The sequence below is a fragment of the Mycobacterium sp. MMS18-G62 genome (assembly GCF_053877835.1).
The window spans coordinates 1,146,978-1,170,858 of sequence record NZ_CM132662.1 but is presented as its reverse complement, the minus strand read 5'-3'; the positions used below and the strand labels follow the sequence as shown (position 1 = coordinate 1,170,858).

Sequence of the window (23,881 nt, the reverse complement as noted above, 5' to 3'; positions counted from 1 at the left end):
TACGGACGGTCAGGCCGGGATAGGCCGCAGACGGGAATCGGATGCGGGCACCAACGTGGACCACTTCGCATATGCCGGCTCGGCGCGTACTGCTGCCTCGTACAGCTGCTGCAGCGCGCGGGTGAGCGGGCCGGGCGTGCCGTCCCCTACCGGGAGGCGGTCGATCGAGACCAGCGGCTGGATCTCGGCGAGCGTTCCGCACAGGAACAGTTCGTCGGCGACATAGAGCTCGGTGCGGTCGATCTCGCGGCGTTCGACCGCGATGCCCAGATGCTCTTGAGCGAGTTCGGCCACCGTGGCCAGCGTGATCCCCTCCAGCACGCCGCTGGTGCCCGGCGGGGTGATCAGCACGCCGTCACGGACCATCACCACGCATGAGCCCGGCGCTTCGGAGACGTTGCCCCGATGGTTGAGCAGCAACGCGGTGTTAAAACCGTTGCGTACCGCCTCGTGATGCGCCAACCGGCTGTTGTGGTAGTTGGCACCGGCCTTGATGCGCGGTGGCATCGAGTCGTCGCTGATGCGGCGCCATGACGAGATCGACGCGGTCACACCGTGGTGGTAGCCGCGTGAGCGGGGTGCCGGCGTCGTAGTGATATGCAGACCGACGTCCTCGGTGTGGCTCATCGTTTCGAAGTTGGGCCCCATGCCGAAGTAGGCCACCACGCACACGTGGGCGTCCTGACCAAAGTCGTTGGCGGCCAACAGCTCCAGGCAGGCCTGCTTGATTTCCTCATCGGTGTATGCCGGCGGCATGTGAAGGCTTTTCATCGAGCGGCCCAGGCGGGCCAGGTGGTCGTCGACCCGGAAGACCGACATCTCCCGGTCATGCTCGCGCACGTAGCCGCGCAGCCCCTCGAACACGTTGGCCCCCCAGAATGCGCCCTGGGTGCGCGCGTGAATCACGCACTCGTCGAACGGCACGATGCTCCCGTTCAGCCAGGCGTAGGCCGGTGCCGGTATTGCTTCAGCTAGCGACATTGGTGATCTCCTTATCGGTGATGAAATGGCGTTCGGTGGCGCGTGTGCACTGCAGCAGCGCCGCACGCAGCCGCAACCCCGTCGTCTGGCCGGCCGGGGCGGCGCCAGCCGCCGCGATGTGCCCGTCGGGCCTGATGAGCATCCAGGTGGGCCGCCGAACGTGGTAATCCGTTCGCAGCCAGGGGGTTTCGTCATGCACGACGGTGACTTGGGCAGGCAGATCATCGATCTCGGTGCCGGTCGGCAGGACGAGCACCAGACGGACCGGCAGGTCCGAACGCCCGGTGAAGGAGTCATGGACGAACCGCCGTGCCGCGCCCACATCCGTGCCGAAGTACACGGCGACGAACTGCGCGCCGAACAGCGTGCGGATGCGTTCGCGGTGTCCTGCCGCCGACACCCAGCCGTCCGGGGCGAAGTGGCCGAGGAGCGGGTGGCAGCTGGTGGCGTCCACGAGTGGCGAGTCGCTGTAGACGTACGGCTCGGCCATTCGCCCGCTGTTGATGTGCCGGCGTACCGCGCCGACGGGCTTGGCCAGCCGCAGCAGCGCTGCGCGTATCCATCGCCGTGACCGGCTCGGGGGCACCATGAAGCGGATCGTCGCCTCGGTGACGGCCAGGTTCTCCCGGGCGGCGGCGTAGCGCTCGTCGTGGTAGGTCGCCAACAGGCTGTGGTCCGCGTGGCCCTGCAGCACAAGCGCGAGCTTCCAGGCGAGGTTGTCGGCGTCTTGGATGCCGCTGTTCATGCCGCGCGAGCCGTACGGCGGCAGGGAGTGCGCCGCGTCGCCCGCGAAGAACACCCGCCCAACCACGAACCGGTCAACGACCCGCTGGTGGAAGCGGTAGGTACTCAACCAGTCGATCTCGTAAGGGATTTCGCCGATTACCGCACGTACTCGTTGGTCGAAGGCGCCGGTGCGCCGCTCGGCCTCGATGTCGGCGTCAGGCGGCAACTGCCAATCGATACGCCAGATGTCGTTCGGCTGCGGATGGATCACCACCTGCCGGCCCGGGTTGAACGGCGGGTCGTAATGAAAGTGGCGCTCCTTGGCCAGGGGCAGCCCGGCCCGGATGTCGGTGATCAGGAACCGGTCTGCGTGGCTGTAGCCGGTCCACGCCACCCCGACCAGGTTGCGCAGCGCGCTGCGCACCCCGTCGCAGGCCACCAGGTACTGAAACTGCAACTGCACGTGGCCATCTGGGGTCTCCGCCTGCACCCGCACACCGTCGGCGTCCTGCGAGATCCCGGTGACCCGATGCGACCATCGCACCTGGCACAGCGGATCGGCCTCCACCCTGTCCAGCAGGATCTGCTCGATGCGGTACTGCGAGATGTTGACAAACGGGCCGAAGCCGATCCGTTGTGGGTAGACGGTGGCGCGGATCTCTTTGTCGCGCACGTAGGTCCGAGCGATGTGCCAGGTGACGCCCTCGGTTCGGATCTGCTCGGCGCAGCCGAACTTGTCCAGCACCTCTAGGACGTCGCCTTGGATCAGGCATGCCTTTGAGCCCTGCTTGCGCAGGTGTGGGTCGGCTTCCAGCACGACGCTGCGGATGCCGAGGGAGGCCAGGCGGGCCGCAAGGGCCATGCCTACCGGGCCGGCACCGACGATGCCGACGGGGGGAGTATCAGGCCGATTCACGGTCGACGTCTCCTTCCGCGTGTTGGACCGAGCGGAAAACCGGAATCGTCCGCACGGCCTTGAGATAGGGAGTTCCTTCGGTAGCGCCGGTGCCGGGCCGTTGGTCGCCGAGCATGCGCACGGCGAGGCTGTAGTGGGTCTGGCGCCATCGCCGCATGGTTGCCGCGAAGCGGCCCATCGCCGCGGTCAGCTTCTCGCGCTCGACGCCGGTGAGAAATCCGGAGGCGCACGCCGCCTCGAAGGCCTCATCGAGCGTGAAGTTTCCAGCAATGACGCGCTCGCGGACTTCGGGGACGGACAAGTAGGCCGCCGATGCGAGCCGATCGGGATCAGGTGTGCGGCAAAGTGATTCGAGAATCTTGTAGTTGCGAGACTGGATCGCACTCGCGCCGTCGGTGAACTCCCGGAAGGTCCGGAACGCCTCTACTTGCATGGTCGCCGCCAAGGAAAACAGCGGCGCGGACTCACGCAGCACTGTCTCCGCCACGTCGACACAGCGGGTGGCAGTGGCGCAGTCCTCATGGGCGACGAGCGCGTACACGGCGCCGCGAAGCTCCGCGGCGAGCAGCGCAAACGTGATCTCGAACAGCTGCAGAACCCGAATGAACATGTACTCGTCGTGCGCGACGTACACCGGCAACATGCTCAGCTGCAGGATGCGCCGATCCAACGCAGACAGCTCCGGTTGCACCGCCGCACACAAGTCCCGGGCGGCCTGCTCGGGGTCGGCGGCGCTGACCTCGTCGACCAGACCGAGGCGCCGCAGCGCGGGGGCGACGACCTTGCGAGCCAGGCGGTATCGCTTGGCCGTGGTGCGCGCGTCCGGTCGCATATGGGGCAGCAGCTCGGTGCGGCCGTCGCCGGCGGCCAGCTCGAAATCGAGCAGGTCGGCGATGAGCTGGACCACCAGCCGGTCCCGGCGCGCCAGCGCGTAGGGCAGCTGCTCCGGCGGGTCGTCCACGCTGGGCACCGGCAGCAGAGCCAACCCCGTGTAGGTCGGGTAGTCGTAGCGGCCGTCAAACTTGTCAAGGGCGGTCTGCAAAAACCGGTGCAGCAGCGTCGAACCGTGGTAGGGGTCGGGAAGGTCCTCGACCACGTCGCGGGCCAGCGCCAGCGTCGTCAACAGATCCTCGGCGACGAAATGCTTACCCACCCTGCGGAATTCATCGACCACGGCGTCGTAGGGAAACCTCGTCGGTTTCGGGTGGCGAAGCCACGAAGTCAGCTCTTTCATCGGTGCACACGGGTTTCTGCTCGTTGGGACATCGGTCGGGACAGCCGGCGGCACTGCCGGAGCGCGGCACACAACAGCTCGACGTCGTGCGCGTCGTTGTAGTAGTGGAAGGACAGCCGGACCACGGGTCCGCGGGGACTCACCGCGATCCCGTGCTCGGCCAGCTGGGCCGCAAGCGCCGCCGGGTCGGTGTCGGCCAGGCCGACGTGCGCGCCGTGAGTGGCAGCCGCGGACGCCTCCGGGACGCGTTCTCCCTGGGCGGTGAGTTGCTGTGTGGCCAGCTCGATCAGGCCGGTGACATGTCGTCGCACCTCGTGCAGGTCCAGGTCGACGATCAGGTCCAGGCCCGCGTTGGCCGCGTAGAGCGCGGGCACGGCCGGTATACCGGTCTCGAAACGCCGTGCGGTGGAGGGGAAGTCGAGCCGCCGTGGGTTGAACGCGAACGGATCGACGCGCCCGAACCATCCGGTCAGCCCCGGATCCAGGCCGCCGGCGACGCCGTCGCGGACGTACAGGAACGCCACGCCGGGCAGCCCGAGCAGGTACTTGCAGGTGCCCGCGACGAGGTAGTCGCATCCCAGTTCATCCACGTTGACCGGGAGCACCCCGACGGCCTGATAGGCGTCGACGAACACTCGCGCGCCGTGAGCGTGTGCCAGTTCGGCCACCTCGGTGACGGGCAGAAGTCTCCCGTGGTTATAGGTGACCAGCGGCACCGAGACCAGCGCGGTGTGTTTGTCAACGGCAGCCCGGTAATGTCCGGCGTCCACCGGATCGGCATCGGAGTTCGCGAAGACCACCTGCGCGCCGCGGGGCCGCTGCGCGAGCCAGACGTGCGCGATCGAGGGGAATTCGTCGGCCGTCGTGATCACCCGGTCCCGGCAGCCAAACATGAGAGTCGAGGCCACCTGGTACGCGCCGACCGAGGCGTTGGGCACTATCGCCACCTGGTCCGGATGGGCGCCGATCAAGGAGGCGAATCGCTGCCTGGCGCCCTCAGCTTGATGTTCGAACTCGGACCAGGCCGCCGGGCCGGCGCTCATCGTGTCCAGCATCCGGCCGAGCGCGGTGTCCAGCGCCGTCGAGCGCGCGCCAATCGAGCAGCTAGCCAGGTGGACAACACTTCTGAACGACGGGAATTCGGCGCGGAAGTCCGCGGGCGTGCGCACCGCCTTGAACGTGGTCATGACGCACCGCCCGCACTGCAGACCAGCGGACTGGCCTCGTCGACGGGGCAGTGGGCGGCCATCGGGCCGCTCTCGGTCAGCACGGTCCGGATTCGCCACAGCTCGGGGAAGAATTTGTGGCTGATCAGACGGCTGAGCACGTCGACCGGGGTGCCCTTGGTGCCTACCGACTGGTGGCCGATGATCCGCGTGGCGATCTTGTAATGCCGTACCCGCCATACCGCGATGCGCTCGTCCCACTCGATCATCGCCTCGGCCAGCCGGTACAGGTCGGTGTCCGGACTTCCTTGGTAGAGCTCAACAAGGTCGACGCCACGCTGCGCAACCAACGCGTCGAAGGCAGTGCCGAGGCGCTGGCTGGTCCGCTGCACCGCGCGCCATCCGGGTGATTCGAATCCAGACCCGTGACCAAGCACAGTGCGAATGGTTTGGAAGCTCCACGGACTCAGATGCCGCAGCATCTCCAGCTGTCCGGTGATGAGCTCGACCCCAAGCGCGGCGCGGCCCAGCAGCCGGGCGGCGGTGTCGACGGCTCCCGCGCGCACCTGGCGAGCAGCCTCCTGGAGCTCGAAACAGGCGAGCTTGAGCCACAATTCAGTGGACTGATGCACGGTCTGGAACAGCAGCTCGTCGCGGTGGATGACCTCCTCGGGCCGGCGCTGCAATGACAGCAGCGCATCGGTGCGCATGTACCGCGCGTAGTCGTTGTCGCCCGCGCCGTCGAGCACGGGTACCGAGTAGTCCTTTGAGCTCATGCCGGCACCGCCTCGGTGTGTGGCACCGGGGTGGCCGCGACCCGGTAGTGCAAAGCGGTGCTGACGATGGCGTGCTCAACCTCGGAGCTGGTCGCACCGCGGAACCGGAATCGGCCGCCGACATGCTCGTAGTAGGCGTCAGCAGCAGGCAGTATCTGTCCAGGGCGCAGGACGGACTCGGCGTACGGGCCGGGCACCCGGCCAACCATTGGCGTCGCCTCGGTGATCCGGCAGGGTCGGCCTGCCGGCGCCGGAACGAGTAGCCATCCGCCGACGGCGCCGGTGCTCGGCGCCGCAGATCGCACCGATGGGATGTCCCAGCCGAGCTGGGTGCGCATGGCCGCTTCCATCAGGTCGTAGCCGTGCAACTCGCGCCAGACGAACGGGATTTCGGCGCCGCCGGTGCGGGCGCCTACCTCAAGGAAGGTGCACACCGGGCGGGACTGTGAGTCGGCGCCGACGAAGATCTCCAGATGGAACACGGTGGGCGCCTCCGACAGCGCAGCCAGGAAGCGTGTGGCTGCCTCACCGATCGCGTTGTGGCGCACAGGATCGTCCTCTTCGACCGAGCCGAGGACGCTGCCGCTGCGAAAGCCGAGGCAGGTGTTGAGGTATCGGGAGGCCCGGTAGGTCACCACATCACTGCCGTCGAACACGCCGTCGACGTGGTAGATCGGGTCTGCGCAGTACGCCTGCACCAACAGCGGCTCGGCGTCGAAGTTCACCGCGGCAAGGTCGGCCGGTCGCTCGAGCCGCACCACTCCAGCGCTGGAGCTGCCGATGTGAGGTTTCACAATCACCGGCCACCCGTGGTCGGCGGCGAAATCGCGCACGGCGTCGGCATTGTGGGCCTCGGCGAAGGCGGGAACTGCCAGTCCGGCCTGGTGAATGGCCTGGCACATCGCGCCCTTGTCGCGGAACACCACGAGGTCATGCGGGCGGGGCCCGCCTGGGCATTGCCACTCCTGCCGCAGCTGGGCGCCGACGAGGAGGTCGTCTTCCTTCAGCGCCACCACCGCGGCCGGCGCACCGTGTCGCACCGCCAGGTCACGGACGGCTGCACGCACAGCGGCGAGATCGTCGGTGGCGTCCACCACGACTGTCGCGGCGGCCCCCGGCGGCACCGACGCCAGCCCCACCGCAGTGCTGATGTAGCTGACTTGGTATTGCTCGTGGTCGAGGTAGCGACCGTACTCGGCGTAGCGCTCCTGCCAGCGGTTGATCACCACGATGTGTGGCCGAAGACCTTGGCGCTCAATGGGTTTCATTTGAGGTTCCTCTCCGCGCCGGTGCGATGTGGATAGGTGTAGACGCAGGCACCACGTGTGCCCGCGTTCGAGTAGGAGATGACGGAGCCGTCGTCGGCCTGCAGAGCCCGCACGAACGCACCGGCGTAGCCCGCCTGGGTGGCAAAGATGCCCCAGTTCGCGCGCCAGTCCTCCAGCGCACCGCTGTCGGGATTGCACACCGGCTCCGATGCGGCGGAGACGATGCGTTGCACGACGTAGTCCTGGTCCTTGACCGCGATTAAGATCTCCGACCACTCGTGGTCGCTGACCTCGCGGCCGAGCACGGCCCCGACGCCGCCGTAGCCGACGCCGGGCTTGAGGATGAGTCCCTCGCGGTGAGCGCGGCAGGCATCGACGAGCTCGGCCGAGCCGGAGCCCACCATTCGTGTCCACGGGACGATCCGGTCGACGAGTTCGCGCTCGGCGACGGTGAACTCTTCGCGCAGGCGGGGGTCGTGTACGAGGGCAAGACAGCTCTTGCTGGCGAACAGGGCGCTCTCGAGCGGGGTGAACACGACTGTGCGGCCGGTGTGGTGGGCCCGCATGAGCAAGTCCAGGGTGTCGCGGCCGGCCGGGTGATCGAGCAGCTGGCCTGCTGCGAAGTACCGCAGCACCACGTCGACCGGGACGCCGTCCAGCACGAGCTTGCCGTTGCGGAAACTCACCTGGTCGATCTCGCCGAGCAGCAGGTCGATGCCGTGGCTACCCATGGCCTCCTGGATCGCGGCGAAGACGTGCTCGTGCTCGTTCAGGCCACCGGGGCCCTCCAGTAGCGCGACTACGGGTTCGCCGCGTGAGGTCACCTGTTGCGCGGCGGAACGCAGCGCATCAGCGAGCACGGCGGCGGTGTCGATGTACGCCAGTTGATGGCGGTCGCGAAATTCGCGGAAGGACGTGACGTCGAGGAAGGCCCGATTCACCTGGGCGGCATCGATTCCGCCGAGCTCACTGCCGACGTTGAACTCGAGCAGCTTGAACGAGCTGCCGTCGTGGTAGGCATCCGCGCGCCCGTACAGCCTGGGGTGGCCGGTGGCGCCCAACCGCATCAGGTCGGCCAACCGCTCGTCCATGCCCAACGCTGCGCAATACCGTCGCAGATCCCCGTCGAAGTAGCGCGCGGGCAACGACGTCAGCAAGGTGAACAGGGCGGTCAGGTCGTCGGCGAAGCCGGTGATCTCGTCGTGGTCGACGAACAGCGGACGGGCGAGCATCAGGTTTCCGTACGACTTGGAGTACGTGTGCGGAAGAACGACCTCGGCAGCCGCCCGACGCAACGAGCTGCTGTTCTGTAGGCATTCGTCGACGTACTCGACGGTGACCTGATTCATGAAAGAAATGGTCGTGATCAGGTCGTCGCTGCGTAATCGTTGGCAAGCCAGATTCCGCCGCTGAAAGGCAAGGATTTTCTAGCCGCCCGGTAAGCAATCGAGAATTGGCTAAGACCAATAGGCTCTGTATATGCCTTCCCACCTGGAAATCTGGAAGCCGTCAGGACGGGAGCTGATGACACTGGGCGGCCAACGAGTGACCGTCGGTAAGGCCTCAACCAATGACGTGTCGCTCAAGCACGATTCGACCGTCTCCCGCTTGCACGCCGTTTTGGAAAACCTCGGGTTTGCTTGGTCGGTACGGGATGTGGGTAGTCGCAATGGCACCTATCTCAACGGAGAGAAGATCGGGGCCGAACGAGTCCTGCGTTCTGGCGACGAGTTGCGAGTCGGCAAGTCACGGTTGATCTTCTGGGAGGTAAAGGAAGGCGACGAAACGACGTCTCGTGAACCAACGGTTTCTGCTGTCCCCGCACAGCTCCCGCCGCGCCTGACCCGGCGCGAACTCGAGGTCCTAGTGGTCTTGTGCCGCCCCCTGGTTTCCGACGACCCGTTTCCCGAGGCTGCGTCGGTTCGTCGGATGGCTCAGGAGCTATTCGTTTCAGAGGCGGCGATCAAACAGCACCTACTGAATTTGTACGACAAGTTCGCGATCCCCACAGAGGGTGAGCGTCGGGTCCGTCTGGCCAATGAGGCCCTCCGGCGCGGGGCTGTCACCATCGCCATGTTGCGCGACGACGGTACTTCCGAAGGGTGAGCCCACTCCCGTGAATCGAAATGGTCTGCGCTGCAATCGGATTCGAAGCATGGCGAATCGCGGGCGTTAGGAGAAGTCGAGGGCCTCGATCGTCGGAACTGGGCCTTCATGTGTGGGCCGGTCGGCGCCCCCGATGCAATACACGGTCGAACCGTCCGCGACGACCGCCTCTGCGTGCCGCGGGGTCGGCATCGGCGGCAGCGTGATCCACTTCGACTCAGCGATGTCGTACATCTCTGCCGTGCCCAGCACCCGGGTGGGTTCCTCGCCACCGACAGCCACGATCCGGTCATCGATGAACGCGGCGCCGAAGCTCCCGCGCGGAGACGGCATGTCCACCAGCTCGACCCATTTCCCGGATTGCGGGTCGAAGCGCTCAAACGCCGCGGTGTTCTTGTCGGAGGACAGGAACCGTCCACCCACCGTGTACACGTAGACGCCATCCGACACCGCGGCGAGGTGTTCGCGCGGGGTCGGCAGGTCGGCCGCCTGCTTCCAGGACGCCCCGTCGAACACCTCAGTCTGCGGGACGAGCTGTTTCGAGTTCTGCCCGCCGACGACCACGAGCATGTCACCAACGACCGCTGCCGCCGCCGCTGCACGGGCATGTCCGAGGGTCGGCAGCTCCACCCAGCTTCCTCCACGCAGCGCGAAAACTTTGTTCGACGCTTGCGCGAGGTTCTCGCTGGCGCCCCCGATGACCACCACCTCGCCGCGGTAGGCCGCCGCCGTCGCGTGGTGTAAGGGGATGGGCAGCGAAGGCTGCGGCTGCCACGCTCCGGTCTGCGGGTCGTAGCTTTCGACGGTCCGTAACGCGGTGCCGCCCTTGGTCATACCGCCGATGATCCAAATCTTGCCGTCGAGCTCAGTGAACGCCATCTGCAGCCTCGCGGTCGGCGCGTTCGGCAGGGTCCGCCATTGCGATTCGGGCTGCGTCCTGCGCGCTGCCAGCTTCAGCGATTCCGCCGACGACGTGACCTGACCGTCGCCAACAGCGGTGGACCCGCCGATTGCATACACCGACTTCCCCACAGCGGCGACCGCCATGCCGTGCCGCGCCGTGTCCATGTCCGGCAAACCAGCCCACGTCAGTGTCGCGAGATCAAGCGCCGTCACGCTCTTGAGGACTTGATCCGCCGACGTGCCTCCGACAGCCACCAGTCGGCCGTCGGTGACCGCCACGCCGAGGTCACTGCGCGCCTCCGGAAGATCGGGCAAGGTAGTCCACGTGTTTGCGGCCGGGTCGTACGCCTCGACCGTCTTCAGGTCAGAGCTCCCGTTGGTTCCGCCAACGGCGTACACCACCTTGCTATCTGATGCCGAACCCAACATCTGTCGCGGAGTCGGGAGTGCGTTGCCAAGCGTCCAAGAATTGCCGTCGAAGATCTCGGTGGTGTTCAGCAGCTTGCCGTTGGTGTCCACACCACCGGTGACGACGATGCGGTCGCCGACGACCGCGGCGGCCCCTGCCGCCCGAGGCTGCAAGAGAGGCGGTAGCTCCACCCAGCGGCTGTTGACGACCCGCCAAACACGGTCCGTCGCGACCTTTGGATTGCTGCCCTCGGTCCGCCAGCCGCCAAGCGCAACCGGGGTCCCCTGCCAGGTCACCGCCATCGCATGCTGCACGGGAACGGGTAGGTCGTCGCCGCCCTTCCAGTTGTCAATGGCAGGGTCATAGCCTTCGTGGCGCCCGCTGACGTGACCGTCCCCTCCCAGGCCGCCGAAAATCCAGATGGTGCCGTCGGCCTGGGTGGTCGCCACCGCCTCACGGGCCACGCGCGCATTCGTGATCGGTTGCCAACCCACCTGCGTTTCGGCGGTCGGTCGGCTCGGGTGTGCGATGCCGTCGTTGGCTTCGGGCTTTGAATCGCGCGATGAAATGAAATAGACACCGCCGAGCACCAATACCAGCACTCCAAAGGCGGCCGCAGCGGTGATCAGCAGGGGTTTGCGGTTGCGCCTCATTCGTGTGATAGCGGTTGGCCCGCTGGGCTGTTGGATCGGCCAAGGCGCGCTCGGCAGGGGCGCGTCCGGCGGTGGCGGAGGCGCCGGTGGCCCGCTTGGTTCGCCCTGCGAGGGGGGAGCGGTTGAAGACGTCTCACCGGTAGGCCCCGACAGGGGCATCGGCGGCATGCCAAGTGTCGGCTCTGGCTCACGTTTGGGCTCATTTAGCGCCATCGAGTCCGGCATCAGTCCGTTGTGACGCTGCGCCAACTGCAATTCGCGCCCGAATTCCGCCGCGGATGTGTGCCGTGCCGCAGGGTCAGTCGACATCGCCTTCTCGATGGCGGCGCACACGTCGGCCGGGATTCCCTGTGGACGTAGGTCCGGCACGGGCGTCGAACGGATCCGCAGGTAGTGGGCGACGAGCTCCTCGCCGGGTTTGCGCTCGTGTGGGGCAGTCCCGGCGATCAGGGCGAAAATTGTGGCGCCAAGGGAGTACACGTCTGCCGCGATCGTCGGCGGATCTCCGGACAGCACCTCCGGCGCGGTGTAGGAGATGGTGCCGCTGAACACCCCGGTCGCTGTTTTGTATCCACCTTCGATGCGCGCGATCCCGAAGTCGCTCAATTGCGGTTCGCCGTAATCGTCGACGAGCACATTCGCGGGCTTGATATCGCGGTGCAGTGTGCCGGCCCGGTGCGCCGTTTCCAGCGCCCCGCACAACTTCACTCCGATCCGCAATGCATCAGGCCACGCGATCCGGCCAACCCGGTGTAGCCGCTCCGCCAGGGAGCCGGCTGCGTGGAAAGGCATGACGATGTATGGCCGGTTGGTGTCGGTCACTCCGACGTGCAAGATGTTTTCGATGTTCGGATGTCCGGAGAGCCCGCCCATCGCGTAACCCTCACGCAGAAAACGTTCCTGATCCGCTTCGTCCAGATCAGACGCCATCACCTTGATGGCGACGCTTCGCGCGAGTGACGTTTGGTAGCAGCGGTAGACAACGCCCGCGCCGCCCCGACCGACTTCGACGGCGTCCACGAAGCCCGCCGCTGTCAACTCCGCAGCTATCCCGCCCCGTCCCGGGGGTGGGGTGGCCTCCGTGCGTTCTCCGGCCATAGTGCCGATCGTCCTCCCCTGTCAGCCGGATGATTCGCGATTTTCAACAGTAGCGAACACAAACTCACCGGAGTTGGGTTTGCGCACGCCGCCACTTGCAAATCCAATCGGCGCCGACAGGTGGGTAGTTACGTTGTGAACTCGGGGAAGTCGCAGCTTCAGTCGGCGGGCAGCTGCAAACGCTCGCTGCCGAATCTTGAGCCCTGCTCCAGCGAGCCGCATCCAGTGGAGCCTCCTATCGGGATTGAACCGATGACCTTTCGCTTACAAGGCGAATGCTCTACCACTGAGCTAAGGAGGCCTGCGGCACAGAGTTTATCGGGTGCCTCGGCTGGGCACCCCGCTGCCCGTGGACGAAAGTGTGGCGGGCTGTTGAGTGTCAAAGACGATTTGTTGAGCGACTTCACGAATGTCTATCCAGGGTTGACGAGGCCCGAAATCGAGCGGCTACTGACTCTCCTTGACCAGAGCGCCAGTGCTGAGGGCCGTTTGGGGCTGAGCATCGCAACCGCCCTTGAACCGTCGGTGCCCGACATCGCACGCCGCATCAAGGAATACAAGGATTCGGGCGATGTCGATGAGTACGTGCGCATGTTGCGCGGTGCCGTCGTATTGCTACTTCAGAAATGGGGGAAGGACGAGCGACCCCCGACTCCGGACAGCATCTCTGACAGCATTGAGACGGTCGAGGGCGACGACTGACGTCACTCGTCGACGTCGACGATGCGTTGCGACGTCACGGGACGTGACGACGACGGTCGCCCGCGAGGCCGACGCCCGGGGAACGGAATCCGGTCGGCGATATTGCTCAACGGGTTGACCACCTGACTCAGCGTGATCACCGCCTCGCGCAGCGCCTCGATCGTCGGCTCCAGCGCCTCCAACCCCGGCGTCAGCCGGTTCAACGTGTCCGCCACGGACGCCAGCTGCTCCAGCGGGCCGTTGCGCGCGGTCAACGTGTCGATGACCCCACCCTCGGCCAACAGCCGCTCGGCCACACCGTCCTCGGCCAGCACCCGCTCGATCATCCCGTCGTCATCAAGCAGCCGGTCCACCAGACCGCCCGGCTCCAGCGCACGCATCAGGCCGCTGTCTTCCTGCGTCAGCCGATCCAGCACTCCTCCTGGCGCGGTCAACCGGTCCACCAGACCGCCCGGCCGCAGCAACCGGTCCACCGGCCCGTCCTGCGCGAGCGCGCGGCCAAGCGGCTGGTCCTCGTCCATCAGCCTGGCCAGGCGATTCGCGCGTTCGACCGCGTCGTCGATGCCGAGTATGTGCGCCACCGAACCCGACCCTGACCTGGCCCGCCCGAGCGCGTCATTGGCGATCTCGAGGCCGGCGTCGGCGACCGCCAGGCCTACCTTTACCGGTGCGGTTGCCAGGTCCGTCAGCGTTTTGCCGAGGTTCATGCAGTTCAGTCTATGAGCGTAGGGTCGGCGTACTCGCTGCTTGGGCATAGTGCCTGGAATTAAACTCACAGGAAGTTGACAGACTTCACGCAGGATAATTCCAAGCGAGGTCAGCGACATTAGCGGGATGGCGATGGCTGCACTACCCGAGAACACTCCTGAGGCGCGGGTCCTCGTCGTCGACGACGAGACCAATATCGTCGAGCTCCTCTCGGTGAGCCTCAAGTTCCAAGGGTTCGAGGTCCACACGGCGTCCAACGGGCCCGCCGCCCTGGACAAGGCGCGCGAGGTCCGCCCGGACGCAGTCATCCTCGACGTGATGATGCCCGGCATGGACGGCTTCGGGCTGCTACGACGCCTGCGCGCAGACGGTATCGATGCGCCCGCGCTGTTCCTGACCGCCCGCGACTCGCTGCAGGACAAGATCGCCGGCCTGACGCTCGGCGGCGACGACTACGTCACCAAGCCGTTTTCGCTGGAAGAGGTGGTCGCGCGGCTACGGGTGATCCTGCGACGGTCCGGGCGTGGTGTGGAAGAGCAGCGCACGTCGCGCCTCACCTTCGCCGACATCGAGCTCGACGAGGACACCCACGAGGTGTGGAAAGCCGGCCAGCCCGTCTCGCTGTCCCCGACCGAGTTCACCCTCTTGCGCTACTTCATCATCAACGCAGGCACCGTGCTGTCCAAGCCCAAGATCCTCGACCACGTGTGGCGCTACGACTTCGGCGGCGACGTCAACGTCGTCGAGTCCTACGTCTCCTACCTGCGCCGCAAGATCGACACCGGGGAGAAGCGACTGCTGCACACACTGCGGGGCGTTGGGTACGTCCTGCGTGAACCGCGATGAGCGCTTGCGTGAAGCGCCGAGAACGCAGCTAGCTTCTGGCGAACAATAGAGGGGTGGCCGTACTGCGCGGACGTGGCATACCCCTGCGAGTTGGGCTGGTGGCCGCCACCCTCGTGCTGGTGGCATGCGGCTTGCTCGCCTCCGGTATCGCGGTCACATCGATCCTGCAGCACAGCCTGATCAACCGCGTCGACCAGACATTGTTCGACGCCTCGCGCAGCTGGGCCCAGGCCCCTCGCCGGCCTTCCCCGCCCGTCGAAGGCCCGAACCCCGCGCGGCCACCGTCGAACTTCTACGTTCGAGGCATCGATCCCGACGGTCGTACGTGGATGGCGGTCAACGACCGCGACGCCGAACCGGCGCTGCCCGACGACAACGACGTCGGTCCCGTACCCGTCACGCTCGGCTCGATCAACCATTCGAAGGTCGAATGGCGCGCGATGACCGTGCGTGGCCTCCGCGGCGAACTCACCACGGTCGCGATCGACCTATCCGATGTGCAGTCGACAGTTCGCGCGCTGACCTACGCCCAAGTCGGCATCGGCGCGGCGGTCCTGCTCGTCCTCGGCGTCGCCGGCTACTGGGTCGTTCACCGCAGCCTGCGCCCGCTGGTCGAAGTCGAGCAGACCGCAGCCGCGATCGCCGCCGGTCAACTCGACCGCCGTGTTCCCGAGCGTGATCCGCGCACCGAGGTCGGCCGACTTTCGTTGGCGCTCAACGGAATGCTCGCACAGATCCAGCGGGCCATGGCGACGTCGGAGTCATCTGCCGAGCAGGCCCGCACGTCGGAGGACCGGATGCGACGGTTCATCACCGACGCCAGCCACGAACTGCGCACACCGCTGACGACGATCCGCGGCTTCGCCGAGCTGTACCGCCAAGGCGCCGCCAACGACATCGAGATGTTGATGAGCCGCATCGAAAGCGAGTCTCGCCGAATGGGTTTGCTCGTCGAGGATCTGTTGCTGCTTGCCCGCCTCGACGCGCAACGACCGCTCGAACGGCACCGCGTCGACCTGCTTGCGTTGGCCAGTGACGCCGTCCACGATGCGCAATCCATTGCGCCGCAACGCAATATCACCTTGGAGGTGTTCGACGGACCTGGCACGCCCGAAGTGCTCGGCGACGAGGCCCGGCTGCGTCAAGTGCTGGGCAATCTGGTCGCCAACGCCCTGCAGCACACTCCCGAAAATGCAGGCATCACTGTCCGGGTTGGCACCGTCGACGGCCACGCGGTGTTGGAGGTGTGCGACGAGGGTCCCGGCATGAGCATCGAAGACGCCCACCGCGTGTTCGAGCGGTTCTATCGCGCCGACTCGTCCCGCGCCCGGGCCAGCGGCGGCACCGGCCTAGGGCTGTCGATCGTCGATTCGCTGGTCTACGCCCACGGCGGCACCGTCAGCGTCACGACCGCACCCGGCCGAGGGTGCCGCTTCACCGTCAACCTGCCGCGTATCGCCGACGTACCCGCGCCCGTGCGCTGAGGGTCAGCTCAGCTTGGCAAGGGCCGCTTTGATCTTCGCCTGTGCCTCGTCAAGGGATTCCTGCGACGGGTTCTGATCGGCGTTGGCGAACCCGAAGTCGCTCAGCTCGCGTGCCGGGAACACATGCACGTGTAGGTGAGGCACTTCGAGTCCGGCGATGATCACGCCGGCGCGGTCGGCGTCGAATGCCCTGGTCACGGCCTTGCCGATCAGCTGCGCGACGCCCATCACCTTGTTGAAGGCCGAGGTGTCGACGTCCTGCCACTGGTCGATCTCCGCGCGCGGCACCACGAGGGTGTGGCCGTGCGTGATCGGCGCGATCGTCAAGAACGCGACGACGTCGTCGTCCTCATAGACGAACCGGCCGGGGATCTCGCCGTTGATGATCTTGGTGAAGACGGTCGCCATGGGCACGAGCATTCCAGCAAGCTCCCAGGTACGCGGCAGTGGGGTAGCAGCTTGTTCGGAGACTGTATGAAGCGTGACCGAGCTGGCGGTGAGCACTTGCGTGCTCGACATCGTGATCCCGGTTTACAACGAAGAACGCGATCTGCCGGGCAGCATCCGGCGACTGCATCAGTACCTGGCGACTGAGGTGCCGTACCGGTCCCGAATCACCGTGGCGGACAACGCCAGCACCGACAACACGTTGGCGGTGGCGCGTGCGCTCGCAACCGAGCTCGACGATGTCGAGGTCATCCACCTGGATGCGAAGGGGCGCGGTGGGGCGTTGTACACCGCGTGGATGGGCTCGGACGCTGACGTGGTCGCCTACATGGATGTCGACCTTTCCACCGACCTGGCGGCGTTGATGCCACTTGTGGCGCCGCTGATTTCGGGGCACTCGGACATCGCTATCGGCTCGCGGCTGGCCGCCACATCGCGGGTGGTTCGCGGTCCGAAACGCGAATTCGTCTCGCGCAGTTACAATTTGATCCTTCGCAGTGCGCTCGGCGCCAGGTTCTCCGATGCGCAGTGCGGGTTCAAGGCGTTACGCGCTGACGTGGCCCGTCGGCTGCTGCCGCTCGTCGCCGACACCGGTTGGTTCTTCGATACGGAGCTGCTCGTCATCGCAGAACGTGCGGGCCTTCGCATCCACGAGGTCCCCGTCGATTGGGTCGACGACCCGGACTCGCGCGTCGACATCGTGAGCACCGCGATCAACGACCTCAAAGGCTGCTGGAGGGTGGGCCGCGCGCTGGCGAGTGGCGCGCTGCCGGTGCGCGAGCTTCAGTACAGCCTCGGCCGCGAGCCGCTGGTGCCCGGCGTCCCGCGCGGCATGGTCGGCCAGATGGTGCGATTCGGCATCGTAGGCATCGCCAGTACCGTGGCGTTCGCGCTGCTGTATCTGTTGCTGCATCCGGCGATGGGCGCGCAGGCCGCGAACCTGGCGGCGTTGTTGCTCACCGCCGTCGCGAACACGGCGGCCAACCGCGCGTTCACGTTCGGGATCCGCGGACGCACCGGCGTCGCGCGCCATCAATTACATGGCCTGCTGGTGTTCGCGTTCGGGTTGGCCATCACCAGCGGCTCGTTGTTCGTGCTGCACCGTTTCGACCCGACGGTCGGCAAGGGGGCCGAACTGTCGGTGCTGGTCGTTGCGAATCTTGTTGCGACGCTGATCCGGTTCGTCGCGCTGCGAAGGGTTTTCAGCGCCTAGCCCCTGTGCCGAAACTGCGGGGAGATCGCGATTTTCGCTGATTTTGCGATCTGTCAGCAGTTTCGACGGCTGTAGTCAGCTATAGGCCTGTCTTTGGTCTCTCGCTTGAGTTAGTTACCCAACTAACATAGGCTGGGGGGTCCGACAACAAGCGGTGGGTGCGATGTCTGACTCCGAGCGACCTGGTAAGCGAGAGCGGTTGGTGACGGCCGCGCAGGGGCTGGTGTACTGCCAAGGCGTCGCCCGGACCACGCTCGCCCACATCGCCGAGGCGGCGGATGTGCCGGTGGGCAACGTCTACTACTACTTCAAGACCAAAGACGACATCATTGGCGCGGTCGTGGAGACGCAAGCACAGCAGATCAAATCAACACTTGCGGATTTCGAACGGCGGCATCGCAGTCCCAAGGCGCGGCTCAAAGCGTTGGTGCGGTTCCTGGCAGAGCAGGCCGACGCGATGGCTCAGTACGGCTGCCCGCACGGGTCCTTGTGTACGGAGCTGGCCAAGCAGGCACACGGATCAGGTTCGGTGTTGATGCAGATCCAATTGGATTGGGCTGAGCGGCAATTCCGTGATATGGGACGGCGCGATGCACACGACCTGGCGGTCGACCTTCTCGTCGGCTACCAGGGCAGCGCGGTTCTCACCAATGCACTGGGGCAACCGGACCTGATGAGTCGTCGGGCTCGGCGGCTCGAAAAATGGATCGACACTCTGGAAGGAAATTTTCATGACTGATGTGAGAGCGTTCGCGGAGCTGGTGCCGATGGATCATGGGCTTTGCGTGTTGACCACGTTGCGTGAGGACGGCAGCGCCCAGTCGTCGGTGGTCAACGCCGGAGTTCTGCCGCATCCACTGACCGGTGAGCAGGTCGTCGGGCTCGTGGCGGCCGGTGGTACGCGGAAACTGGATCATTTGCGTGCGGACCCCCGCGCCACCATCGTTGCGCGGGCCGGTTGGCAGTGGGCGACGGTCGAGGGGAACGCCGAGATCCTCGGCCCCGACGACCCGCATCCCGACTTCGACGGTCCGGCCCTGGCCGGCTTGTTGCGTGACATTTTCAAGGCTGCCGGTGGAACACACGACGATTGGGACACCTATGACCGAGTCATGGCAGAAGAACGACGGGCCGCCGTGCTGGTCGCTCCTCGCCGCGTCTACACGAATCCGACACCCGGTTAGGCGTTGGGCGCGCGCGTGACGAGTGGGCCTCGCCCCTCTGCCAACGCCATCGCCGCATCAATGAGGTGTGCCCTCACGACCTCTTCCGCCTCCAATGGCGACAGCGGCTCGCAGATGAAGGACGGATTGGTCCCGGTGGCGCGGCGTAACACCTCGCGGCAGCCGGGGCCGAATTGTGTACGCACAGCGGTGAAGCCGTCTCCTGGGCCACTCAACGGGAAGGTCCGTTCTGCGTACCGGATCACCACCGCATGAGCATTGACCCCAAAGCCGGTCAACGCGGGCTCGTCGGATTTGATCGTCAGCGGCCAGAACGGTGGCGCCAGCCGGTAGTGGCGCACGATCTCGCGGCTTGTCCCGCCGGCGACGGGGCGGTCATCGGCCTGCATCCACGATTCGGCGGCGATGTCGTACTGACGAACCCGGCAGCGGTGCATTAGATGGACAAATGCCTCGGCGGCGGCGCGTTCAGCTAATGATCTTGACCGCCCAGCGCGGACGGATATCCGTGCTGTTGAGGAAGCGGGGTTGGCCAGCAGGCTCACGAAAATCGATGATATTAGCTGCTTCCACCGCTGTCGCGCTCTGCATGGGTTTTCACAGGAAACTCTAGTTTGCCGAGATGTATCCAGGCGAAGTGGCGAGTGGCGCTAATCTTTTGCCAGCATGCCGTGGATCTCTTCGACGGTCCACGGCGGTGAGTCGTGGTGGTCGCGGTAGGCCAGTAGAGAAGGTGCCAGCCGGTCGAAGCGCCCCACGAACCCACCCGCAGCAATGAAGATCTGGCCCGTCACGTCCTTGGCCAGATCGCTCGCGAGGTAGGCGTACATCGGTGCGGCGTACTCGGGCGGCGGAGCGTCGAGGGCGACCTGGGTGCTCGCGTCGTCGAGCAGACCGCGCGCTTGCAACCCGATGATGTGGGCCTCGTACTCCGGACCGGTCGACAGCCGCGTCTTCGCGCCGGGGCATATGACGTTGGCGCGGACGCCGTACTCTTTGAGTTCGGCTGCGATCGCCATCGTCAAACCGTTGACCGCGCCCTTGCCTGCCGGGTAGCCGGTTCCGCCGTAGTCGCCGAGATATGCGAATGAGCTGGTGTTGATGATGGACCCCGACCCCTGCTTGACCATGTGCGGTGCCGCGGCGCGGCATGTCTCGAACGTGGTGCCGACGTGCGCGTCGAGCAGGTCTCGGAACTGCGCGCTGGTGACATTCAGGATCGACTCGCTGGCCAGTCCCGCGGTTCCCGCGCAGTTCACCAGAATATCGATCCGACCGAACTCCTGCATGCACGTGTCGATCAGCGCGTCGGCCGTCGATGGATCCGCGGGCGAACCCGGATACGCCACTGCACCGGTAATGTGTTGAGCCGCTTCACTTGCAGCGTCGGCGTCGCGTCCGTTGACGATCACGCCGGCGCCCTGTTCGGCGAGCAGTTCGGCCACCGCAAGCCCGACTCCGCGGGTACCGCCGACGACGACGGCACCGTGGCCGCTCAGGCTAATTGCGCTCCTCCTGCGAGAACTGCATCGCGTCCATGTTCCAGTAGCCGCGCAGGTTGGTGATCAGGCCGGCGTCGTTGACCTTGTACGTGAACGCGCCCCGCACCGTGGCGGTGAAGCCGTTTGGAAACTTGGTGCGCAGCACCAGAATGTAGGCGATCTCCGTCGGCGAGCTCGACGTGAACGTCTCTTCGCGAGTGACCGTCAGCTGATTCGGACCGATGTTGGTGTCGAAGAACGCGGCGACGGCCTCCTTGCCGCGCACGCCGGTGCCACCTGGATTCGTGAACGCATCGCCGATCGGGTCCTCGATGACGATGTCGTCGGCCATCAGCGCCAGCCAGCCGTCCTTGTCACCTGCCTGCACGCACCGCCACGACGACTCCGACGCAATCACTACGGGTGTCTTCTCTACTGTCTCAGTGCTGTTTTCGGACATTTCACTCCTTTGTTAGATGGCGCAGGCGGCGCGGGCGCCGTCCTCGGTGGCCTTACGGATCAGTCCGAGCCCGGTGCAGTCACCTGCAGCGTGCACGGCGGTATTGGGGAGGGCGGCAACGAGCTTCTCGTATAGCTCGGTGTTCGGTTGCAGGGTGCCCGCGACGACGACACTGTCGGCGGCGAGCTGGCGGCTTGTGCCCCCGAAGGGTGTGAAGACGACGCCGTCGGGCACGATCCGCTCGACGGCCGCCCTGACATGGACGGCCACTCCGAGTCGATCCAGCCGATCCATGTGTTCGGTCTTTCGTTTGTTGCCGAGTTCCGGCGCGATGGTCTTGTCCGCTTCGAGTACGGTCACCAGACGTCCACGGGCAGCAAGGAATTCGGCGAGTTCCAAGGCCACGAGATCGGCTCCGACGATTGCCACGCGGCGCCCCATCGGCATCCACGCCTTCGACGCCATGCGGACGGCCCTTGGCCGGACGAGTCGTTGACGCCAGCCACCGAACCGCTCTCGCAGCGCCTGCCCGGTCTGCACGTGCGGCAAATCCGCGCCGGGGATGATGGGCACCACGACCTGGCCGCCGTTGGCCACCACCACCGCGTCGGGTTGCAGGCCGACGACGTCGTCGGCCGAAACCTCGTGCCCCAGTTCGACCTTCACCGGGCTGCGGCCCACCTCGTCGCGCAGCCATCTCAGGAAGGGCTCGTTTTCGGGATGCAGGATCGACGCCCACAGCAGGGCGCCGCCGGTCTGGTTATTGCGCTCGAACAGCGTGACGTCGTGCCCGCGTTCAACGGCCACCCGCGCCGCCTCCATGCCCGCAGGCCCGCTGCCGATCACCACCACTCGCTTGGCGCGCGGCGGGCGGTGTATGGCAAGTTCGCGCTCTTTGCCGGTCCGCGGGTTGACCGCACAGTCGACCGAGAAGCGTTGTTCCATGGCGTCGATGCAGTTTTCGCACGAGATGCACTTACGGACGCGGCTGACATCGCCGGACGCCACCTTGTTGAGCAGCTCCTCGTCGGCGAGCATCGGGCGGCCCATCGCGATGAAGTCCGCGCGACCGTCGGCGAGGATCTGCTCGGCGCGCTCGGGATCGTGGATACGCCCGACGGCGATGACGGGCACGTCGACGACCTGCTTGACCGCGGCGGCCGCACCGACGTTGAGAGTGTCGCCGTCGTCGGCAGAGTTGACCATACCGGTGACGAGCCGGTCGATCACCCCGCCGCTGACGTGAAAAGCATTGACGCCTGCGGCGACCAATTGCGGTGCCACCTGAGCGGTTTCGAACATCGGCCGGCCGCCCGCGACGCGTTCATAGCCCGAGATGCGTAGCGTGATCGGCAGCGCATCTCCGATCTCCGAGCGGATGGCGGCCAGCGCCTCGAGCACCACCCGGATGCGACCCTTGACGGAGTCTCCGCGGTAGTCGTCGGTGCGCCGGTTGCGCTGCGGCGCGAGGAACGAGCCGAGGAACATGTAGCCATGTGCGGCGTGCAGCTCGATGCCGTCGTATCCGGCCTCGGCGGCCCGCCGTACCGCCGCTTTGAAAAGATCGAACACCTCGATGAGCTGTTCGCGGGTGACTTCGGCTGACGGCCGGCCGGTCAGATACGACGGAATGACCGACGGCCCAATGGAAGTCACCCCGTGCATCTCCGGCCCCAGGCCGTCCGGGCCGGCGTGCACGATCTGCGGCTGAATCTTGGCGCCGTGCTCGTGGACCGCCTCAACCAGAGCACGGTGGGCGTCGACGGCCGCATCGGTGGCGAGATGTAAACCGCCCGGCGTCTCCGGGTGATGGTGGTCGATACCGGTGGCGCCGACGGTGATCAGCCCGACGCCACCTTTGGCGCGGGCGGCGAAGTAGTCGCGCGTCCGTTCCGACGGCAGACCTTCCGGCGTGCCGTACATCGTCTCCATCGGAGACATCACCAGCCGGTTCCGCAGCGCCATCGAGCCGATCTGGCCCGGCTGGAGCAAGAGCCGGAATGGCGATGAGCCGCTCGGGCGAAGAGCGGAAAGCCGAGTCACCGTTTGAATCGGCCGGCGAACGCGCGCAACGGTAGGTCTGCGCTAGTGAGAATGCCCGGCGGGGCGTCGAAGACCCCGCGGATCGCGTTGAGCGCCGGCATCCCCGTCACGGTCATGCCGATCGTCGCGAACGCCTCGACCGAGGAGAAGTCGGTGCCCGGCTTCGGCAGGATCATGTGCTTGCTGTAGATGCACGGATCGCCCTCGATCTTGGTGATGTAGCAGCCCTGGATGTCCCAATTCGGATCGGTGTGCGGGGTCATCTGCCAGTCCATGCGCAGCTCGACCCGCTTCTCATCGTCCACCGTGCCGACGTATCTGAGCACACAACCGCCCAGCGATCCAGCGGGCAACTGGTACCAGCCCAGGTCGACATCCTTTGTGCAAGCGCCCAATTCGTAGCGGAACTGCACCTCGTCAAGATCGATGTCCAGGCAGTCGGCCATCAAGCGCACGCCGTCCTCGAACACCCGCGTTCCGAGTTCAAGGAGCCGCGGCACCTCGGGATCGTCGACCGGCCTGCCGAAGCCGCAGTTCTCCCATGTCTCCGCCGAGTGGTGGCAGGACACATCCACCGACTCGATGCACGTGACGCTCTCGATGTCGGCGACGTCGGCGGAATGCACGATCGTCAGTATCTGCGCGAGCCCGGGGTTCATGCCCGTGCCGTAGAACGTCGAACTACCCCGCTCGCACGCGGCCTGCAGGATGTCGGATTCGCATTCGCCGTTGCGGCGGTGGTTGGTGTTGCGGTGGTGTCCCGTGATCCAGTCGGCCGTGGTGACGACATTGATACCGGCCTCGAGCACCTGCACGTACAGGTCGATGTCGGGCCAAACCCCATGGAACGTCACGCAATCCGGACGCGCGGCCAGGATCTCGTCGACAGTTCCGGTTGCGGTCAAGCCGAGCGGGCCGATGCCGGCGATCTCGCCGACATCGCGCCCAACCTTGTCCGGTGAATAGCAGTGCAGCCCGACGAGCTCCAGATCCGGATGGTTCTGGATGCGCTTGATCATCTCGGTGCCGACGTTTCCCGACGCCACCTGGAATACGCGCAACGGGCTGCTCATCCGG

General features: G+C 66.0%; 22 protein-coding genes and 1 tRNA gene. 7 read left to right on the top strand and 16 right to left on the bottom strand.

The window, feature by feature from the left end; genetic code table 11:
- Positions 1-9 precede the first annotated feature (9 nt).
- Genes ilvE through ACWW36_RS05775 form a run of 7 tightly spaced genes read right to left on the bottom strand, consistent with a single transcriptional unit; the run spans position 10 to position 8,416 of the window.
- Entirely contained in the window at positions 10-981 is a 972-nt protein-coding gene (gene ilvE, locus ACWW36_RS05805; protein WP_456140639.1) for a branched-chain-amino-acid transaminase, read from the bottom strand.
- A complete protein-coding gene (locus tag ACWW36_RS05800) occupies positions 968-2,623 on the bottom strand; it encodes an FAD-dependent monooxygenase (RefSeq protein ID WP_456140638.1) in 1,656 nt (551 codons plus the stop codon). The genes ilvE and ACWW36_RS05800 overlap by 14 nt, the downstream gene beginning before the upstream one ends.
- Complete coding sequence (locus ACWW36_RS05795; RefSeq protein WP_456140637.1) at positions 2,610-3,857, bottom strand: tryptophan 2,3-dioxygenase; 1,248 nt, start codon at positions 3,855-3,857, stop codon at positions 2,610-2,612. The genes ACWW36_RS05800 and ACWW36_RS05795 overlap by 14 nt, the downstream gene beginning before the upstream one ends.
- The gene (locus tag ACWW36_RS05790; protein ID WP_456140636.1) at positions 3,854-5,044 is read right to left on the bottom strand and encodes an aminotransferase class V-fold PLP-dependent enzyme; all 1,191 of its coding nucleotides are present in this window, start codon (positions 5,042-5,044) and stop codon (positions 3,854-3,856) included. The genes ACWW36_RS05795 and ACWW36_RS05790 overlap by 4 nt, the downstream gene beginning before the upstream one ends.
- The gene (locus tag ACWW36_RS05785; protein WP_456140635.1) at positions 5,041-5,799 is read right to left on the bottom strand and encodes a tryptophan 2,3-dioxygenase family protein; all 759 of its coding nucleotides are present in this window, start codon (positions 5,797-5,799) and stop codon (positions 5,041-5,043) included. The genes ACWW36_RS05790 and ACWW36_RS05785 overlap by 4 nt, the downstream gene beginning before the upstream one ends.
- Positions 5,796-7,067 carry an ATP-grasp domain-containing protein gene (locus tag ACWW36_RS05780; protein ID WP_456140634.1) on the bottom strand — a complete coding sequence of 424 codons (1,272 nt, stop codon included), beginning with the start codon at positions 7,065-7,067 and terminating at the stop codon, positions 5,796-5,798. Before ACWW36_RS05780 ends, ACWW36_RS05785 begins: the two co-directional genes overlap by 4 nt.
- Positions 7,064-8,416 (bottom strand): hypothetical protein, encoded by a 1,353-nt coding sequence (locus ACWW36_RS05775; RefSeq protein ID WP_456140633.1) that lies wholly within the window; start codon positions 8,414-8,416, stop codon positions 7,064-7,066. Before ACWW36_RS05775 ends, ACWW36_RS05780 begins: the two co-directional genes overlap by 4 nt.
- Before the next feature lie 130 nt (positions 8,417-8,546).
- Between ACWW36_RS05775 and ACWW36_RS05770 the strand changes: the two genes are divergently transcribed.
- Positions 8,547-9,173, top strand: a complete 627-nt coding sequence (locus ACWW36_RS05770; protein ID WP_456140632.1) for an FHA domain-containing protein — start codon at positions 8,547-8,549, stop codon at positions 9,171-9,173.
- Positions 9,174-9,239: 66 nt separating this feature from the next.
- On the opposite strand, the gene ACWW36_RS05765 is transcribed toward ACWW36_RS05770, so the two are convergent.
- Positions 9,240-12,236: a Kelch repeat-containing protein gene (locus ACWW36_RS05765; RefSeq protein WP_456140631.1), complete on the bottom strand. Its 2,997-nt coding sequence runs from the start codon at positions 12,234-12,236 to the stop codon at positions 9,240-9,242.
- 226 nt (positions 12,237-12,462) lie between these two features.
- Positions 12,463-12,537, bottom strand: a tRNA-Thr gene (locus ACWW36_RS05760).
- A 92-nt stretch (positions 12,538-12,629) separates the two neighbouring features.
- Between ACWW36_RS05760 and ACWW36_RS05755 the strand changes: the two genes are divergently transcribed.
- Complete coding sequence (locus ACWW36_RS05755; RefSeq protein ID WP_456140630.1) at positions 12,630-12,938, top strand: hypothetical protein; 309 nt, start codon at positions 12,630-12,632, stop codon at positions 12,936-12,938.
- A 2-nt stretch (positions 12,939-12,940) separates the two neighbouring features.
- On the opposite strand, the gene ACWW36_RS05750 is transcribed toward ACWW36_RS05755, so the two are convergent.
- The gene (locus ACWW36_RS05750; RefSeq protein ID WP_456140629.1) at positions 12,941-13,645 is read right to left on the bottom strand and encodes a hypothetical protein; all 705 of its coding nucleotides are present in this window, start codon (positions 13,643-13,645) and stop codon (positions 12,941-12,943) included.
- Positions 13,646-13,772: 127 nt separating this feature from the next.
- On the opposite strand from ACWW36_RS05750, the gene ACWW36_RS05745 reads away from it, so the two are divergent.
- Together ACWW36_RS05745 and ACWW36_RS05740 are read left to right on the top strand one after the other, a co-directional pair.
- Positions 13,773-14,492 (top strand): response regulator transcription factor, encoded by a 720-nt coding sequence (locus ACWW36_RS05745; RefSeq protein WP_456140628.1) that lies wholly within the window; start codon positions 13,773-13,775, stop codon positions 14,490-14,492.
- A gap of 53 nt (positions 14,493-14,545) precedes the next feature.
- Complete coding sequence (locus ACWW36_RS05740) at positions 14,546-15,976, top strand: sensor histidine kinase (RefSeq protein WP_456140627.1); 1,431 nt, start codon at positions 14,546-14,548, stop codon at positions 15,974-15,976.
- A gap of 3 nt (positions 15,977-15,979) precedes the next feature.
- Here the strand turns inward: ACWW36_RS05740 and ACWW36_RS05735 are convergent, their stop codons facing one another.
- Positions 15,980-16,384, bottom strand: a complete 405-nt coding sequence (locus ACWW36_RS05735; protein ID WP_456140626.1) for an HIT family protein — start codon at positions 16,382-16,384, stop codon at positions 15,980-15,982.
- 73 nt (positions 16,385-16,457) lie between these two features.
- Here ACWW36_RS05735 and ACWW36_RS05730 point away from each other — a divergent pair, with 73 nt between their 5' ends.
- The 3 genes from ACWW36_RS05730 (at position 16,458) to ACWW36_RS05720 (ending at position 18,820) form a co-directional block, all read left to right on the top strand.
- Positions 16,458-17,636: a glycosyltransferase gene (locus tag ACWW36_RS05730; RefSeq protein ID WP_456140625.1), complete on the top strand. Its 1,179-nt coding sequence runs from the start codon at positions 16,458-16,460 to the stop codon at positions 17,634-17,636.
- A gap of 163 nt (positions 17,637-17,799) precedes the next feature.
- Complete coding sequence (locus ACWW36_RS05725; protein ID WP_456140624.1) at positions 17,800-18,375, top strand: TetR/AcrR family transcriptional regulator; 576 nt, start codon at positions 17,800-17,802, stop codon at positions 18,373-18,375.
- Positions 18,368-18,820 carry a TIGR03618 family F420-dependent PPOX class oxidoreductase gene (locus ACWW36_RS05720; RefSeq protein ID WP_456140623.1) on the top strand — a complete coding sequence of 151 codons (453 nt, stop codon included), beginning with the start codon at positions 18,368-18,370 and terminating at the stop codon, positions 18,818-18,820. Before ACWW36_RS05725 ends, ACWW36_RS05720 begins: the two co-directional genes overlap by 8 nt.
- On the opposite strand, the gene ACWW36_RS05715 is transcribed toward ACWW36_RS05720, so the two are convergent.
- The 5 genes from ACWW36_RS05715 to ACWW36_RS05695 form a co-directional block, all read right to left on the bottom strand.
- On the bottom strand, positions 18,817-19,365 hold the full coding sequence (locus ACWW36_RS05715) for a hypothetical protein (RefSeq protein WP_456140622.1): 549 nt from the start codon (positions 19,363-19,365) through the stop codon (positions 18,817-18,819). The genes ACWW36_RS05720 and ACWW36_RS05715 overlap by 4 nt on opposite strands.
- Positions 19,366-19,470: 105 nt before the next feature.
- A complete protein-coding gene (locus ACWW36_RS05710) occupies positions 19,471-20,325 on the bottom strand; it encodes an SDR family NAD(P)-dependent oxidoreductase (RefSeq protein ID WP_456142373.1) in 855 nt (284 codons plus the stop codon).
- Positions 20,321-20,761: a nuclear transport factor 2 family protein gene (locus ACWW36_RS05705; RefSeq protein ID WP_456140621.1), complete on the bottom strand. Its 441-nt coding sequence runs from the start codon at positions 20,759-20,761 to the stop codon at positions 20,321-20,323. Before ACWW36_RS05705 ends, ACWW36_RS05710 begins: the two co-directional genes overlap by 5 nt.
- Positions 20,762-20,773: 12 nt before the next feature.
- Positions 20,774-22,804, bottom strand: a complete 2,031-nt coding sequence (locus ACWW36_RS05700; protein ID WP_456140620.1) for an oxidoreductase — start codon at positions 22,802-22,804, stop codon at positions 20,774-20,776.
- Positions 22,801-23,877, bottom strand: a complete 1,077-nt coding sequence (locus ACWW36_RS05695) for an NAD(P)H-dependent amine dehydrogenase family protein (RefSeq protein WP_456140619.1) — start codon at positions 23,875-23,877, stop codon at positions 22,801-22,803. Before ACWW36_RS05695 ends, ACWW36_RS05700 begins: the two co-directional genes overlap by 4 nt.
- Between the last annotated feature and the right edge of the window lie 4 nt (positions 23,878-23,881).

Bases quoted from the DNA above. Each gene is read 5' to 3' on its own strand.
- ilvE (WP_456140639.1), bottom strand. From the start codon at position 981: ATGTCGCTAGCTGAAGCAATACCGGCACCGGCCTACGCCTGGCTGAAC.
- ACWW36_RS05795 (WP_456140637.1), bottom strand. From the start codon at position 3,857: ATGAAAGAGCTGACTTCGTGGCTTCGCCACCCGAAACCGACGAGGTTT.
- ACWW36_RS05790 (WP_456140636.1), bottom strand. From the start codon at position 5,044: ATGACCACGTTCAAGGCGGTGCGCACGCCCGCGGACTTCCGCGCCGAA.
- ACWW36_RS05785 (WP_456140635.1), bottom strand. From the start codon at position 5,799: ATGAGCTCAAAGGACTACTCGGTACCCGTGCTCGACGGCGCGGGCGAC.
- ACWW36_RS05780 (WP_456140634.1), bottom strand. From the start codon at position 7,067: ATGAAACCCATTGAGCGCCAAGGTCTTCGGCCACACATCGTGGTGATC.
- ACWW36_RS05775 (WP_456140633.1), bottom strand. From the start codon at position 8,416: ATGAATCAGGTCACCGTCGAGTACGTCGACGAATGCCTACAGAACAGC.
- ACWW36_RS05770 (WP_456140632.1), top strand. From the start codon at position 8,547: ATGCCTTCCCACCTGGAAATCTGGAAGCCGTCAGGACGGGAGCTGATG.
- ACWW36_RS05765 (WP_456140631.1), bottom strand. From the start codon at position 12,236: ATGGCCGGAGAACGCACGGAGGCCACCCCACCCCCGGGACGGGGCGGG.
- ACWW36_RS05750 (WP_456140629.1), bottom strand. From the start codon at position 13,645: ATGAACCTCGGCAAAACGCTGACGGACCTGGCAACCGCACCGGTAAAG.
- ACWW36_RS05745 (WP_456140628.1), top strand. From the start codon at position 13,773: ATGGCGATGGCTGCACTACCCGAGAACACTCCTGAGGCGCGGGTCCTC.
- ACWW36_RS05735 (WP_456140626.1), bottom strand. From the start codon at position 16,384: ATGGCGACCGTCTTCACCAAGATCATCAACGGCGAGATCCCCGGCCGG.
- ACWW36_RS05725 (WP_456140624.1), top strand. From the start codon at position 17,800: ATGTCTGACTCCGAGCGACCTGGTAAGCGAGAGCGGTTGGTGACGGCC.
- ACWW36_RS05720 (WP_456140623.1), top strand. From the start codon at position 18,368: ATGACTGATGTGAGAGCGTTCGCGGAGCTGGTGCCGATGGATCATGGG.
- ACWW36_RS05705 (WP_456140621.1), bottom strand. From the start codon at position 20,761: ATGTCCGAAAACAGCACTGAGACAGTAGAGAAGACACCCGTAGTGATT.
- ACWW36_RS05695 (WP_456140619.1), bottom strand. From the start codon at position 23,877: ATGAGCAGCCCGTTGCGCGTATTCCAGGTGGCGTCGGGAAACGTCGGC.